This is a genomic window from Brevibacillus porteri, from assembly GCF_003013475.1.
GTDB classification, from domain to species: domain Bacteria; phylum Bacillota; class Bacilli; order Brevibacillales; family Brevibacillaceae; genus Brevibacillus; species Brevibacillus porteri.
The window spans coordinates 1-15,111 of record NZ_PXZO01000019.1 but is presented as its reverse complement, the minus strand read 5'-3'; the positions used below and the strand labels follow the sequence as shown (position 1 = coordinate 15,111).

General features: G+C 47.8%; 18 protein-coding genes. 15 read left to right on the top strand and 3 right to left on the bottom strand.

What is annotated here, in order from left to right; all coding sequences use genetic code 11:
- The first annotated feature begins 242 nt into the window (after positions 1–242).
- From C7R92_RS11470 to C7R92_RS11455, 4 genes are all read left to right on the top strand, one after another.
- The gene (locus C7R92_RS11470; RefSeq protein WP_106834346.1) at positions 243–677 is read left to right on the top strand and encodes a DUF86 domain-containing protein; all 435 of its coding nucleotides are present in this window, start codon (positions 243–245) and stop codon (positions 675–677) included.
- 276 nt (positions 678–953) lie between these two features.
- Entirely contained in the window at positions 954–1,583 is a 630-nt protein-coding gene (locus tag C7R92_RS11465) for a helix-turn-helix transcriptional regulator (RefSeq protein WP_106834435.1), read from the top strand.
- 307 nt (positions 1,584–1,890) lie between these two features.
- A complete protein-coding gene (locus tag C7R92_RS11460; RefSeq protein WP_106834345.1) occupies positions 1,891–3,120 on the top strand; it encodes a DUF4073 domain-containing protein in 1,230 nt (409 codons plus the stop codon).
- Positions 3,121–3,255: 135 nt separating this feature from the next.
- On the top strand, positions 3,256–4,035 hold the full coding sequence (locus tag C7R92_RS11455) for a TIGR01457 family HAD-type hydrolase (protein WP_106834344.1): 780 nt from the start codon (positions 3,256–3,258) through the stop codon (positions 4,033–4,035).
- Here C7R92_RS11455 and C7R92_RS11450 read toward each other — a convergent pair.
- Positions 4,030–4,545 carry a phosphatidylglycerophosphatase A family protein gene (locus C7R92_RS11450; RefSeq protein ID WP_106834343.1) on the bottom strand — a complete coding sequence of 172 codons (516 nt, stop codon included), beginning with the start codon at positions 4,543–4,545 and terminating at the stop codon, positions 4,030–4,032. The genes C7R92_RS11455 and C7R92_RS11450 overlap by 6 nt on opposite strands.
- 164 nt (positions 4,546–4,709) lie before the next feature.
- Here C7R92_RS11450 and C7R92_RS11445 point away from each other — a divergent pair, with 164 nt between their 5' ends.
- From C7R92_RS11445 to C7R92_RS11435, 3 genes are read left to right on the top strand one after another with little or no spacing between them, the layout of a single operon-like run.
- Complete coding sequence (locus C7R92_RS11445) at positions 4,710–5,795, top strand: protein kinase family protein (RefSeq protein ID WP_069848709.1); 1,086 nt, start codon at positions 4,710–4,712, stop codon at positions 5,793–5,795.
- Positions 5,752–6,711, top strand: coding sequence for a 2-hydroxyacid dehydrogenase (locus C7R92_RS11440; RefSeq protein ID WP_106834342.1), 960 nt, complete (start codon positions 5,752–5,754; stop codon positions 6,709–6,711). The genes C7R92_RS11445 and C7R92_RS11440 overlap by 44 nt, the downstream gene beginning before the upstream one ends.
- Positions 6,708–7,628 carry an alpha/beta hydrolase gene (locus tag C7R92_RS11435; RefSeq protein WP_069848703.1) on the top strand — a complete coding sequence of 307 codons (921 nt, stop codon included), beginning with the start codon at positions 6,708–6,710 and terminating at the stop codon, positions 7,626–7,628. Before C7R92_RS11440 ends, C7R92_RS11435 begins: the two co-directional genes overlap by 4 nt.
- A gap of 51 nt (positions 7,629–7,679) precedes the next feature.
- Here C7R92_RS11435 and C7R92_RS11430 read toward each other — a convergent pair whose 3' ends face one another.
- Positions 7,680–7,907, bottom strand: coding sequence for a NifU family protein (locus C7R92_RS11430; RefSeq protein WP_007715787.1), 228 nt, complete (start codon positions 7,905–7,907; stop codon positions 7,680–7,682).
- 195 nt (positions 7,908–8,102) lie between these two features.
- Here C7R92_RS11430 and cysK point away from each other — a divergent pair, with 195 nt between their 5' ends.
- The 8 genes from cysK to C7R92_RS11390 all read left to right on the top strand — a co-directional run bounded on the left by cysK (position 8,103) and on the right by C7R92_RS11390 (position 14,155).
- Positions 8,103–9,026, top strand: a complete 924-nt coding sequence (gene cysK, locus C7R92_RS11425) for a cysteine synthase A (RefSeq protein ID WP_007715789.1) — start codon at positions 8,103–8,105, stop codon at positions 9,024–9,026.
- Position 9,027: 1 nt separating this feature from the next.
- Positions 9,028–10,161, top strand: coding sequence for a bifunctional cystathionine gamma-lyase/homocysteine desulfhydrase (locus C7R92_RS11420; protein WP_069848700.1), 1,134 nt, complete (start codon positions 9,028–9,030; stop codon positions 10,159–10,161).
- Positions 10,162–10,190: 29 nt separating this feature from the next.
- Positions 10,191–10,526 carry a YuzD family protein gene (locus C7R92_RS11415; protein ID WP_106834341.1) on the top strand — a complete coding sequence of 112 codons (336 nt, stop codon included), beginning with the start codon at positions 10,191–10,193 and terminating at the stop codon, positions 10,524–10,526.
- A gap of 180 nt (positions 10,527–10,706) precedes the next feature.
- Complete coding sequence (locus tag C7R92_RS33130) at positions 10,707–10,841, top strand: hypothetical protein (protein WP_279629818.1); 135 nt, start codon at positions 10,707–10,709, stop codon at positions 10,839–10,841.
- Positions 10,842–10,956: 115 nt separating this feature from the next.
- On the top strand, positions 10,957–11,850 hold the full coding sequence (locus tag C7R92_RS11405) for a hypothetical protein (RefSeq protein WP_106834340.1): 894 nt from the start codon (positions 10,957–10,959) through the stop codon (positions 11,848–11,850).
- Positions 11,851–11,994: 144 nt separating this feature from the next.
- Positions 11,995–12,336: a hypothetical protein gene (locus C7R92_RS11400; RefSeq protein ID WP_106834339.1), complete on the top strand. Its 342-nt coding sequence runs from the start codon at positions 11,995–11,997 to the stop codon at positions 12,334–12,336.
- 139 nt (positions 12,337–12,475) lie between these two features.
- The gene (locus C7R92_RS11395; protein WP_106834338.1) at positions 12,476–13,381 is read left to right on the top strand and encodes an ATP-grasp domain-containing protein; all 906 of its coding nucleotides are present in this window, start codon (positions 12,476–12,478) and stop codon (positions 13,379–13,381) included.
- Positions 13,382–13,396: 15 nt separating this feature from the next.
- Positions 13,397–14,155, top strand: a complete 759-nt coding sequence (locus tag C7R92_RS11390) for a carbon-nitrogen hydrolase family protein (RefSeq protein WP_106834337.1) — start codon at positions 13,397–13,399, stop codon at positions 14,153–14,155.
- A gap of 52 nt (positions 14,156–14,207) precedes the next feature.
- Here C7R92_RS11390 and C7R92_RS11385 read toward each other — a convergent pair whose 3' ends face one another.
- Positions 14,208–15,068 (bottom strand): MBL fold metallo-hydrolase, encoded by an 861-nt coding sequence (locus C7R92_RS11385; protein ID WP_106834336.1) that lies wholly within the window; start codon positions 15,066–15,068, stop codon positions 14,208–14,210.
- Between the last annotated feature and the right edge of the window lie 43 nt (positions 15,069–15,111).

Here is a 15,111-nt window from a genome sequence, read left to right as displayed (position 1 = left end):
GAACCTGTAGAAGGAGGACCGGAGTGTAGGGGAGCTACATGAGCACCCGTGATCAAAAGACGAACGTGATTCGTGACAGGTCGTACAAATTTGGTATACTGAGGGATGAAAAGAGGTGAAACCGGTGAGCAATTCCTATTTGCAGGAAGGGGAATTGGTGCTTCTCGTCCTGGTGCTAACATTTGTGTTTACCGTTTACTACTCAAAACGCAAATCAAAAAAGCGAAAGTAAGGAGAAATATATGTACGACGTGAATACAAAACGAATCGACCAAGTATTGGAACATATGTCTCGTATGCTTGATCTGTTGGACAAGCTCAGCGAACGAGGAGCCAAAGCGGTTTTGGCAGATGAAGTAGCTGTTGCAGCGATGGAGCGAGCCCTGCACTTGTCTATCGAAGGAATAGTGGATGTCGGAAACGCGCTGATCGACGGATTCATTATGCGCGATCCAGGAAGCTACAGCGACATCGTGGAAATATTGCGGGATGAGCAAGTCATCACGGATGAACAGGCTTTGATCCTGACAAGTGTTACTGATTTCCGCAAGCACCTGGTTAATGATTATACAAGTGTGCCGGTCAATGAGATGTACAGCCTGGTAGAAGAAGCTGCCGGGGCCATTCGTCAGTTTGAGCCACAGGTGAGAGCCTTCTTGAAAAAAGAACTGTTTTAAAGAGGAAGTTTAAAAAGTCGTCTTTTGATCACGAAGTAATTTCTGAAAGGTTATTCGACATCGAAAGTGGCGTTCACCTTTGAAGTCCGGTGCTCATGTAGGTCCCCTACACTCCGCTCCTCCTTCTACAGGTTCTCTCCACTTTCTTGGTGCTGAAAAGCCAACTTTTTAAACACAAATTTAAATTGTAGTAGCGGATATTTTATACAAAAGACTTTCGTTTGTTTACTAAAACGTCTACATCCACTACAATAGGGAGAAAGGACGGTGATACGTATGACAAACGAAGGAACGTCCACTCGTGATCAAATCCTGCACATGCTCAAGGTCAAAGGTTCACTCCCTGTCAGCGACATGGCCGTCGATCTAGGGATTACTGAAATGGCGGTTCGACGTCATTTGAACACCCTGGAGAGAGATAATTTGATCAAGTCTACGCTTGTTCGCCAAGCGATGGGACGCCCAACGAATGTTTATTCATTGTCGCAGGAAGCAGATGAACTGTTCCCGCGCAATTATTCTCATTTGACATTAGATTTTTTACAAGACATAAAGGAAATCGATGGTTTGTCCAAAATAGAAATGCTATTTAGACGCCGCGAGAATCGCTTGGAGGAGACTTATCGCTCCCACATGCAAGGTGACTTGGAAAAGCGTGTAGCCAAGCTAGCCGAGCTGCAAAACGATAAAGGCTACATGGTGGAATGGGAAAAGGACGAAAATGGAGACGGCTATCGGATTCAGGAGTTCAATTGCCCAATCTCGCAAGTAGCTCGTGAATTCAACCAAGCGTGTAGCTGTGAGCTCTCGTTGTTCCGTCGGGTCTTGAATGCCAATGTCGAGCAAACCACGTGCATGGCAAAAGGCGGAGACAAATGCGTGTTCCACATCAAGGAAGCGAAATAACGAGCTATAACGAAAGTCCACTCAAATCGGGTGGATTTTTTTCTTTTGTTTACAAGATTTCCCCGGCACAGGATTCGGTTAGGGTCCTGTGCCTTTTTTCTGTAAACAGGCAGGTATTAAGTACCCTTTTGCTCCATTCTCGCAATCTTAATGTTGTTTTAACGTTTTCTTTATGTTGGACATCTACTATTTATGGTGTAAAAAACAATAAAACACAGGGAAAACAACAGAAAGGCGGAATGATATCAGGATAATATTGCTTATTCGGGTGGGTGTCGTGACGAAAACAGATGAGGAGTGATCCGTAATGAAAAAAATGGTATCAAGTATAGCTGCTTCTGCCATCTTGTTGGGTGGAATCCTTCCAGTCGATGATTCCGCTCATGCAAAAGAGAAAAAGGTGACGATGACATTTGACGTGATCAGTGACATCCAAGGAGACCTCCGAGATTTTGATCACGTTTTGCAAGACATTAATGAGGAAAATTCAAAGTCCGAAGCGCTGATCATTAACGGTGATATTACTCCTCGCGGCTATGATTTTGAATATCAAGCCGTTCAAGATGTACTCGATAAAAATCCTCACCCTGAAAACGTGTGGTACAGCATCGGTAATCATGAGTTTTATGTGCCGAAATGGAAGAATCCCCAAACGCTTGCACAAAGTAGCTGGCCAAACGGCACAACGGAAGAAGAGTTGTTCGATAACTTCTACGAATTCAGCGGAGAAGACAAAGTCTATCACCAAAAAGAAATCAATGGATATCCCTTTCTCTTCCTCGGCACAGAAAAATACATGAAATACCACGATCCAAAATTGTGGGATGAAGTATACATGAGCGTCGAGCAACTGGATTGGCTGAAAGAAAATCTGAAGCATTACAGCAAGCAGGACGAAAACAAACCCATTTTCGTATTCTCTCACCATGTGCTTCCAGACAGTGTCTCCGGCTCCAAACAAAATCCATACATGAACGATTACCTGAAGGTGGACAAGCTCCTTGACATCTTGAAAGACTATCCGCAAGTCGTTTTCTTCACGAGTCACACCCATTGGGATCTGAACCTACCGGACTGGGCAGGCAAAAAGAAAGTCAAAGGCGGAGACAAACGCGGTTTTACCGTCGTAAACACGGGCGGGATTGAAACGGGATGGATGTCAGCTGGTCCAGACGGCGGCGAAAAAGTCGCGCCGGATGGAGGGGCTTTCAAGCAAGGACTACGCTTGCAAGTGTACGGTAATGATGTCGTCATCCAAGCGTATGACTACCAACACGACAAAGTCATTAAGAAGCTAGGCATCCATAATGGAAAAATCGAGCAGTTGCCGCCGGATGTACAGGCAGATGATGATAATAATGTGCTTGTCAACGCGACGCCATACATGGAGTACGCAGTTGGCAAGCAAAAAAACTGGCGGGATTTTGATCCCGAAAATCCACCGACATTTCCAGGAAACCAGACCGTGTATGTCCGTCATAAAGGGGAAATGAACCTAGAAGACGGCAAGCCAATCATGGTTAAATTCAAGAAATAATGGGACTTCCGTGCATTGTTCGTTAAAAGAGGGCCGATCGGGTCCTCTTTTTTTGCGATAGAAAGGATGAAGGTTTACACTAAGAGGGGAGAGCTTGTACAACCGGCTTACGAAACAGATGGGAGATGGAACAACGTGAAACCATATAAAGGCTATTTACTTGATCTGGATGGAACGATTTATCGGGGAAAAGAAGCGATTCCGGGAGCCGCAGCATTCATCACCCACTTAAAAACTCATCAGATTCCGTATTTGTTCCTGACCAACAATTCTTCAGCCTCTGCAAAGCACGTGGCGGAACGACTGGTGACAATGGGCATAGAGGCAGAGGCTCGGGACGTATATACCACGAGCATGGCGACCGCTACTTATTTACGAGAGCAAGCACCAGCGGGTACACGCGTCTACGTGATTGGAGAGGCGGGCTTGCATGATCAGCTGACGGATGCAGGTTATGTGATTACAGAAGAAGATCCGGCTTATGTCATTGTTGGGATTGATCGTGCTTTTACGTATGAAAAGCTGGCGATCGCCGCACGCGCTATCCGTGCAGGAGCAACCTTTATCGCTACAAATGCAGATGCAGCCCTGCCGACGGATGCCGGACTGTTCCCAGGCAATGGTTCACTGGTGGCAGCCGTCTCCGTTGCGTCTGCGACCAAACCAATCGTGATTGGCAAACCAGAGTCCATCATCGTCCGATATGCTCTGGATCAGCTTGGTACTGCTGCGGCTGACACGCTGATCGTCGGGGACAATTTATATACGGACATTGAGGCAGGTGCCAACAGCGGCTTGGACAGCTTGCTCGTTTTGACAGGCTATTCCACCCGCGAAGAAGCAGACAAGCATCATGCTGCGCCTACCCATATTGCCGAAGATTTGCCTGAATGGCAGCGACGAATCTACCTATGATTCTGCGCATTCTTCCTGCTGCTTCTGGCGGTGGGCAATACGGCTGGAGGCGGCTGCTGCGACCGCACCGACGAGATCGTCCAAAAAAGTATGGACACCAAAACGCTTGTCGTTGAGGTCGGCGAGTTTGCCGTGCTTCAGCTTGTCTACATAACCGAAGTTGGTGAATCCGATGCTCCCGTACAGGTTGACGATGGCGAGGGCGAGTACCTCGTCTATGCCATAGAGAGGCTCGTCTGATTCAATAATCGCCTGGAGCGGAGGCAGCAGCTGCTTTTGTTCTGCGAGGATGTCGAGTTGAACCCCAGTCAGCAACGCGTTTTGGACCTCACGTTTTTTCAAGACGGCAGTAACACTGTCCAGACACATGTCCAAGGTGATGTCCGGGATATATTTTGACTGTAGGAACATGACAATTTCAGCAATGTCGTTCATACTGACTCCTCGTTTTTCCAAAAGCTCAATAACGAAGTCCAGACAACTCTCACTATTTAGTGGATGCTCACTCATGCTTGAGGTTCCTCCTTTTTCACGTGCGTGTTCAATAAGTCGACTTTTCAGCACCCAGAAAGTCGGCATGAATGTATCTAGTATCTGCATACAGATAGGCACCTATCCCGATCTAACGACATACAATGCCAGAAGAGCAGTATGCAAGGAGGGTGAACGACTGTATGGAAGAAAAAGAGCTTCTTCAGGAGAAGTACGGTTTTGAACTCCAGGGATATCGCACGACGGGTGCAAGCAAGGTACTGGAAACGGATCGAGGCCTTTACTACATGTTCGAGGCGCCAGCCGGATATAAATACAAAAGCAAGTTTATTGAAAAAGTAAAAAATCATTTGAGTCAACAGCAAAACATTCGCTTGTTAAAGCTGGTGAATACAACAAGCGGGCAGGCTCACATCGTTGATGATGAGCAGCTTTACTATTTATACAGAGGCGTGCGGGAGGCGGTTCCTGACAATCCATTTTATGCCAGCGGCCAATCACTCGCACAGTTCCATCTAGCCACGAGTGATTTTTCATCTGACAAGATGTTTATCCCTTATAGCTCTCTTGGCAACTGGCCGAGTATGTGGCGCAAAAAGCTACGGAATTTTAATGAGTACCGGGATGAGATGGATGAGGATAATGTAGAGCTCGCGCCAATGGATGAATATTTGTTGACCTGCTTCACCTACATTACTCAGCTTGGTGAATTGTCCGTTCAATATTTGTTGGATGCTGGATACGATAAAGTTGTGAAGGAAACAGCTAGTCTCGGGAAAGTAGCCTACCAAAATTTTGATCAAGGGTATATGCTATGGAAAGAGAAGGATGTACGTCTAATGGCAGGTGAATGGAACTGGGTTCTTGATATGCGTACTCGTGATGTGGGGCAGTGGATCAAAGCCGAGACAAAGCGAAACGGCTGGAATGAAGAGGCTGTGACCAGCTTTCTCGACGGCTACAACAGCGTCTCTGCGCTACAGCCAGCTGAATATGCCGTGATTTATGCGCTCATGCTCTACCCAGGCAGGTTCTTGAGGCTCGTGGAGACCTATATGGAGTTGCCAGTAGAAGAGCGCCAGGAAGTCAACATCGAAGCATGGCAAACGCAGTTGGAAGACGAGCTAACCAAAATGGAAGACGGACTTCGAAAGTACCCCCTATTCATTGCACAGCGTTATGACGTATCCATTCCACAAATTGACTGGTTGTGGAGGAAAAAAGATGATCAAGCAACAAGTTTTCGTTACGAGGAAACTCAATCCTGAAGTGATCGCGATGCTTGAAAGAGTAGCCGAGGTCGAGCAATGGACAAAAAATACACCGATCCCGCGTGAGTTGTTGCTGGAAAAGATTGAACATGTAGATGCCGTCTTGACCATGCTGACAGAACGCGTGGATGAGGAATTTTTGGCGCGTACAAAACGACTCCGAATCGTGGCGAACATGGCGGTCGGTTACGACAATATTGATTGGGAAGCGTGCAGACGACACGAGGTCATCGTAACCAACACGCCTGATGTGCTAACAGAGTCTACAGCCGATTTGGCTTTCGCTTTATTGATGGCAACAGGCCGCCGATTGACGGAAGCCAATCGATTTTTATTGCAGGGGGAATGGACATCGTGGAGTCCGACCCTCATGGCTGGACAAAATATATATGGTTCGACTCTGGGGATTATTGGGATGGGACGAATTGGGGAAGCTGTGGCGAGACGCGCCAAAGGATTTGGCATGCGGATCTTGTATCACAACCGGAATCGCAAACCGCAGGCTGAGCAAGAGACAGGAGCACGGTATGCTGATTTGGCGGAGCTTCTGCAAGAGTCCGATTACGTCGTTCTGCTTACACCGCTGACAGAGGACACACGCATGTTAATGGGGGAAAAACAATTTTCGCTCATGAAAGAAACCGCTGTGTTTATCAATGCTTCTCGTGGTGGGACAGTCGATGAGTCCGCATTGTATCAAGCGTTGGTAGACAAAAAAATATGGGCGGCAGGCCTGGACGTTTTTGCGGTCGAGCCTGTCCCGATGGATAACCCGCTCTTGCAACTGCCAAATGTAGTCGCATTGCCACATATCGGTAGTGCGACTGTGCAAACGAGGGCAGAGATGGCGAGGCTGGCTGCTGCTAACATCGTAGCTGTACTAAGTGGGAGGGAACCTCTGACTGCCATATGAACACGTTCTTTGTAGGAATCACAGGACTCTTATTGCTACTCTTGATTGCAGCAGTAGCCGTGTCGTTTCACGTAACCTGGCGCTTGACGCATCCCGTACGAAAGCCGGTTAACATGGACCCCCGAGATTTTGGGATTGAACAGGTGGAATCCATCGTTTTTTCGAGCAGGGAAACGACCATTTCGTTGGCTGGATGGTACTTGTCAGCTGAAAAAAATGGGAAAGTCTCCAATGGACGTACTGTAGTCTTCGCCCATGGGTATAGCCAAAACAGATTAGAACCGCATCTTCCCGCTCTGTCACTAGCGGCAAGACTTGTTCATGCCGGCTTTGACGTGCTGATGTTTGACTTTCGAAATGCGGGTGAGTCCAGCGACGCGCTGACTACGATTGGTCTTCGGGAACAGCAGGATTTGCGGGGGGCCATTGATTTTGCGGCAGCCAAGAAGCCGGAACATACACTGGGTCTCGTCGGGTTTTCCATGGGGGCGGCAACCTCCTTGATGGTGGGAGGAGTGGATGAACGCATCACTGCGATTGTAGCGGATTCTCCATTCTATTCCTTGCGTGAATACTTGGTTGAGAACTTGCCGCAGTGGACGGGCCTGCCTCGCTTTCCATTCAACTGGCTCATCCTTACCTTGTGTCCTATATTGCTAGGAGCTAATCCGCGTGACGTCAATCCGTATCAGGCAGTCAAGCAAGCGGAAAAGCCGATCCTTTTTATACACGGAACAGGCGATACGACGATCCCCATGGTGAACAGCGAACGACTATTTGAGCTGACGCAAGACAAAGATTCCGAGATTTGGATCGTACCGCGAGCGGGTCACGTCCGCAGTTATCCGTTAGTTCCAGAGGAATACGAGAAACGCGTTATTGCTTTTTTGGAAAAGGGAATGGGGAAGAGGAAATGAAAAAAGCAGCTACGCGGTTGCTGTAGCTGCTTTCATGTTGATGTGACTGGATTAGAATACTTGTTGAACTTCCTTGATGCCTGGGATTTCTTCCACCAGTGCACGCTCGATTCCTGCTTTCAGGGTGATGGTAGAGGAAGGGCAGCTACCGCAAGCACCCATCAGGCGCAGCTTCACGATGCCATCTTCTACATCAACGAGTTGTACGTCTCCGCCGTCACGTTGCAGGTAAGGACGCAGTTTATCGAGAACTTCTTGTACTTGATCCATGATATCCATGTTACATTCACTCCTTTCCAACCTCTCCTTTATTATAATCATACCATGGTGAGAAATCCATGGCTTACATGCCCTGTTGACACTTTGAAGTTCCGCTGACACACCGAAGTTTAGTAGCATGGACTTTTTGTAATCTTTGCATGTTATAATGAAAAAGAAAGAAGCAAGTACTTCAATATAAGGAGTCAGATCTTCGTGAACGTATTTCGTAATGTGAAGGAACTGATTGGTAATACGCCGATCGTCGAAATTACACAATTTGAGCTCCCTGAAGGTGTCCGCTTGTTCGCCAAGCTGGAATATTTTAACCCAGGAGGCAGCGTAAAAGACAGACTCGGCATGGAGTTGATTCGTGCCGCAGAGGAGAATGGCCAATTGGCCCCAGGTGGTACCATTATCGAACCGACAGCAGGAAATACAGGAATTGGTGTAGCGCTGGCCGCTGTAGGAACTGGTTATAAAGTCATCTTCTGCGTACCAGCGAAGTTTTCCGAGGAAAAGCAAGAGCTGATGCGTGCCCTCGGAGCAGAAGTCGTCAATACACCGACAGAGTTGGGGATTAAGGGTGCAATTGCCAAGGCAAAAGAACTCGCAGAATCGATTCCAGGTGCTTTTGTACCACAGCAATTTGCTAACCCGGCAAATCCAGACGCACACTACAAAACAACAGGTCCGGAAATTTGGAGTCAAATGGACGGCCAAGTAAACGTATTTGTGGCAGGCGCGGGCTCTGGCGGTACTTTCATGGGTGCTGCTCGTTACTTGAAAGAACAAAACCCAAACGTAAAAACGGTCATTGTCGAGCCAGAAGGTTCCATCTTGAATGGGGGAGAATCCGGCCCGCATAAAACAGAGGGGATCGGCATGGAGTTTTTGCCTCCATTCATGGATACGAGCTACTTCAATGCTATTCACACGATTCTCGATGTGGAAGCATTCGATCTGGTCAAGCAGCTGGCTGCCAAGGAAGGCTTGCTCGTAGGCAGCTCCTCAGGTGCAGCCATGGCAGCGGCACTGCGCGAAGCAAGAGAAGCTGCTCCAGGGACGAATATCGTTACACTGTTTGCTGACGGCAGTGAACGTTATCTAAGCAAAAAAATTTACCAGGGGGGAATTTAAGATGCGTATCAAAACTCGTCTGATCCACGGCGGAATCGATGGAGATCCACATACAGGAGCCGTATCCGTTCCAATTTACCAGGTAAGTACTTATAAACAGGAAGCAATTGGCGTTCACAAGGGCTTCGAATACTCCCGTACCGGGAACCCGACTCGTCACGCTTTGGAAACATACATCGCAGAAATCGAAGGCGGCGCTCGTGGCTTTGCATTTGGTTCTGGTATGGCGGCACTCTCTACCATCCTCTCCATGTTCAACAAAGGCGACCATCTCGTGGTAGGTGACGATGTATACGGTGGTACTTACCGCGTCGTTACACGTGTATTCTCCCGTATGGGTCTGGAAGCAACCTATGTAGACACGAGTGATCTGGCAGCAGTAGAGGCGGCAATTCGCCCGGAAACAAAAGCAATCATTATGGAAACACCGACAAACCCGCTGCTGAAAGTAAGCGACATCAGCGCGTTGGCAGGCATCGCGAAAGCAAAAGGCGTGCTGCTCGTGGTAGACAACACGTTCATGACACCATACTGGCAAAATCCGCTGGATCTCGGTGCTGACATCGTGTTCCATAGCGCAACGAAATATTTGGGCGGACACAGCGACGTAGTAGCAGGTCTGGTCGTAGCAAAAGATGCGCAAGTGGGCGAAGACCTCCACTTTGTGCAAAATGCAATTGGCGGAGTGCTCGGGCCACAAGATTCTTGGCTCTTGCTGCGTGGTATGAAGACGCTGGGAATTCGGATGGAAGAGCATGAGCACAACGCACGTACGATAGCAAAATGGCTGTCTGAGCGCAGTGATATCAAACGCGTGATCTATCCTGGACTGTCCAACCATTCCGGTCATGAGCTGATTCAAAAGCAAGCCCGTGGCTTTGGTGGCATGATTTCCTTCGACGTAGGAAGCGCAGAGCGTGCTGACGAAGTGTTGGCAAAGGTAAAATACTACACGCTGGCTGAATCACTGGGTGCAGTGGAGAGCTTGATCAGCGTACCTGCACGCATGACACATGCATCTATCCCGGCAGAGCGCCGTGCTGAGCTGGGCATTACGGATGGCTTGGTGCGCATCTCTGTTGGTATTGAAGATGTTCAGGACTTGATCGAGGACCTGGAACAAGCATTGTCCTAAGCTAGCTGACCCGGGGGAGGGCGGATATAGTGACTGTCGATATCAAGGTTTTTGGGACAGAGCAATTGTGCGCAAGCTGCGTCAATTTGCCATCTGCAAAGGAAACAGCCGAGTGGCTGGAGGCGGCACTCTCTCGCAAATATGGGAGTGACAGCATCCGCATCGTTTATAGCGACTTTCAACAGCCGCAGACAGACGATGACAAAAGCTGGGCGAATCGCATTATCGAGGAAGATTTATGGTATCCGCTTGTCGTAATTTCCGGGGAAATTGTCGGTGAGGGAAATCCGAAATTAAAGGATATCTATGAAAAGCTGGAGAACATGGGCGTGCAGCCGATTGCTTCTACAGCCGATGCCGAATAACAGCATAAGAGCAACGACAAACATTTTTTACAGCGACCAGATGCATGAGCCTGGTCGTTTTTTTTATCTGTGCGAAACGACATCCTTCGTTTTTACGTCCGTATGACCGCTTGTTTCTCTTTATCACGCTCGTTCTGCCGGGGAAAAAGACGGACGAAGGTTGGGAGTATTACCAAGCAAGTGGCTGCCTATCGCAAAAATAAAAGCAGCAAAAACGTAGATGCGGTCTATCATGCGGTCAGACAGCATTACAATCTGAACATCCTACAGGACTCGCCAGCCATTATCAAAAGTGTGCTGGATAACGTCAAGTAACGTGCTGTCTCCTATTTGTATATCATTCGTAAACATTTTGTAACGAAATAGAATGGGTCTCGTCCTATAGTAGTAAATGTAACCAATAACTTACCATCTAGTGGAGGCCATAACGATGAATAAAAAATGGATGAAGCCTGTTACATATTTGCTGCTTGCAGGAGTTGTAGGCGTAGCTGGATTTTCTGCAATGAACACACAGGTAGCACACGCAGACTCTGAAAAAGGAAAGCTGTTCTCTGCGGCAGCTGAATTGAAGCTCGCGAAAAACACCTATGTGATCGATCAAAAAACGGCTGACGTGAATGGCGATAAGAAGGATGACGTCGTATACCTGATTGGAGAAAAAGAAAAAGCGGATGACATCTATTCCTCCAATCTGAACATCGTAGTGAAAGACGGAAAATCCGGCGCTTATAGCCAAACGGATATCAAAGAGCTGGGTGGCTATGAAGGTGAGCTGACTCTCGTGGACTTCACGGGTGATCATGTTGCGGATGCCTTCGTGAAAACAGCGACTGGCGGAAGCGGCGGTGTTTACAGCCACGTAATCGCTACCTTTGAAAACAACAAGCCAACCGTGATTTTTGGTGAGAAGGAAAACGAAGGAATCCGTTACGAGGGGAAATTTGTGGATGGCTTTAAAGTAGAGGGTAAAGGCTCCCACCTGGATAAGCCGCTGACGCTTGACGTGAGTGCCAACCAGGATGTATACGTAGCTGCCAAGCTGTATGACAAAGCAGGCAAAGTACAGCCAACAGAAGATGCTGTTTCTGTATTCTCTTATCCATTCGGGTCTTTGACTCCAGTCGATATGGATGCGAACGGTACATTTGAGCTGGTAGGGGAGCAACGACTCGTAGGTATGAACAACACAGATACCGTTTCCCGCATCAACTCCGTATGGGGCTATCAAGGTGACGGCAAATGGAATCCATGGGAAGTAGAGTATTCTACTTTCTTGAAAAAACACCCGGGTGAAGCAATCAACACGATGATTGAAAAGTAATAATGGTAGAGCTTGATCCGCAGCCTCCTTTTCATGACGGAAATGAAAAAGGAGGCTGTTTTTCATTGCCAGCGAATGGTTCTACCAACCGACTTTTTCTCATATGGATTTTGGGTACAGGGGTAACCAAAGGAGGAAGAGCGGATGGACCAACCGATTGCTCGCTACTACGAGTTAAAGGAAATTCAAAAGCAGGTAGAGGAAGAGTTGAACGAGCTGCGGAGTAAACTGATTGAAGCTTACAGCGAAGCAGGCAGCGCAGAGGAAGGCGAATACAAGCTGCTGATCTACTATCAGGAGCGGCGAGAATACAACGATGATCGCCTTTACAACGCCTTGCCAGATCCTTCGCTTTGGCGCCTCGTGTCGAAGGCGGATACCGGGAAAATTTCGAGTTTGCTCAAGCTGAATGTTATTCAAGAGAAGGTACTGGCAGACACCTTTGAACCAAAAAAAGTACCTGTTTTACGTGTCCAAAAGCGATAAACCAGCAAAATGAGGTAACCGTCAGGATTAATCTTGACGGTTTTTTTGCATTGGGAAAATTATTTTGTATAATGGAATGATATTGAAAATTCCTGTTTTTCCCTTGTTTTTCACTAGCATCTGGAGGAGGGTCATGCAGATGAAAGTCTTATTTTGCAGCCAGCCATTTCAAGAAAACAAAGTCGATGAAACCTACGAATATGAGTATACGTGCGCAAAACAACTCGGCTTGGACATTCATCTGATCAGCTTGGAGCAACTGATATACCATGACAACCCGTTAGCAGCTGTGAAACAAATACAACCAGCTCCTGAAAAAGTAACGGCTATCTACAGGGGATGGATGCTAAAACCGTTTCTGTACCAAAAATTGTACGACATCCTGCTAGCCAAAAATATAGAGTTAATCAATACACCTGAAAAGTACGTGCATTGCCATTACCTGCCTGAATCTTATGAAGTCATCAAAGAGTACACACCGCTTTCGGTCTGGCTGCACAAAGAAGAGATAGACGAGTCATTTGAAAACGTGTATCGGATCGTAAATCGATTTGGACAGGCTCCGATCATGATTAAAGATTATGTTAAATCTCGAAAGCACGATTGGAATGAGGCTTGCTATATTCCCGATGCTTCCGATAAAGAAAAGGTACAGCAAGTGACCAGCCGATTTTTGGAGCTGCAGCAGGATGAGTTGAATGAGGGTGTCGTCTTTCGAGAATTTGTGAAGCTTCAATTTTTGACCCATCACTCGCAAAGCAACATGCCTTTATCCCAGGAATATCGCATTTTCTTTTTGGATGGTGAACCCATGTACATGGCGAATTACTGGGAGGAAGGACAATATGACGATACGTTGCCAGACCTCCAGCCATTTTTAGTGGTAGCGAAAAAAATCAAGAGCCGCTTTTTCACCATGGATATCGCCAAGCTGGAAAATGGCTCTTGGACCATTCTCGAGCTAGGGGATGCACAGGTGTCTGCTCTGCCTGAACAGGCTGACAGATTTGAATTTTTCACAGAGCTAAAAAGAAATCTTTCATAGAAAGAGGTATTCCTCATGAAAATAGGTTTGGCTCAGACGAGGTTTCCCCAATCAGCGGCGGAGGGGCTTGCAATCATCAAGCAGCAGATGATCAACGCTGCGCAAAACAATTGCGATCTGATTTGCTTTCCTGAATCGGTCATTCCGGGGTTGCGCGGTGTAGGCTATGAAGTGGAAGCATACGATCATGAGTTACAACAGAGAGCTTTGGAAGAGATTCGTGCTCTGGCGAAGGAACGCCAGCTCGCCGTCATTTTACCGATGGAATGGAAGGATGAGCGCGGCTTTCATCTAGTCGCCTATGTGGTGGGGAAACAGGGAGAAGATCTTGGGCTACAAATCAAAAATCAGATCGATCCAGATGAGGATCAGTTTGACTATGTCCCGGGTGAAGGGCGCCAATTGTTTACGATAGAGGATGTGTCGTTTGGCATTGTCATTTGCCATGAGGGATGGCGGTATCCAGAGACGGTACGGTGGGCGGCACGCCGCGGGGCGAGCATCGTTTTCCATCCGATGTTTACAGGGGAAGTCAGCAATCCTGATTTTTACAACGGGGCAATGGTTTGCCGAAGCTTGGAAAACAACATCTACTTCGCCAGCGTGAACTACGCGATTCCGAATCAACAGGTGACGACGGCTTTGATTTCGCCTACGGGGGAAAGACTGTGTGTCGCAGCTTCAGGGGGCGAGGAGCTGCTTGTGTACGAGATTGATCCTGCGAGAGCGACACGATTATTAGCCCAGCGCTTCCATCCTGAATTGGTTGAATAGGAAGGAAAAAAGCTGACGTCGATACGATCCCGACGTCAGCTTTTCTGCCAGTCTACATCTCCATATCCACATAACGTCCATACTTGGGGACAGCTACTCGATCAAACTCCGCAGCCAATTGGACTAATCCATCGGCCAACTCCTCGCCATACATAGGTGGACCGTGACCAGTGATTGCATACGCAGGAGCGAGATTGGCAAGCTTTTTGACGGATCGCCGAGCTGCCTGCCAATCGGTTGTAAGATAAACAGGAGGACCGGTCAATTGCTTTTGCTGAGTCACGACTTGATACAACGAGTCCTGCTTAACCGTAACAAAAGCGTCCCCTGCGAGGAGAGTTCTGTCTTCATCACGAAAGAAGGAAATGTGCCCGGGCGAATGTCCAGGTGTATGTATCCAGCGCCATCCAGGCATTTCGGGAACGCTCCTATCTTCGGGCAAAGGAAGAACATGGCTGCCCAAATCGATTGGTTCATTTGGAAACAACGGTGACAGCTTCGCAAGCAGCCCACCCTCAACAGTTCCATCTGGCTCGGGATAGTATTTTTGGCCTGTCAAATATGGGATTTCTAGTGGATGAGCATAGACGGGAACCTTCCACGCTTTTACGAGCTCGATGACTGCCCCGACATGATCGAAATGACCGTGAGTGAGCATGATGGCTCTCGGCTTGGCTTCCTCACCAAAGCGCCCCCGGGCAATCTCGATGATTTGTTCCGCTGATTGTGGCATCCCCGCATCTACCAGAACCCATGATTCTGAATCTCCGACCAGCGCGATGTTCACAATTTGAATGGTGTAGCATTCTACATCTGGTCTGACTGTCTCTTCGACTCCACTTCGAAAGGAAGTCATTGGCATGTAATTGTCTGCCAGCGTATCTTTCATATCCTCATATGTGTTTGGTTCCACTAAAAAACCTCCAAGCTGATTTCTGGTCAAGACCCCATTTAGT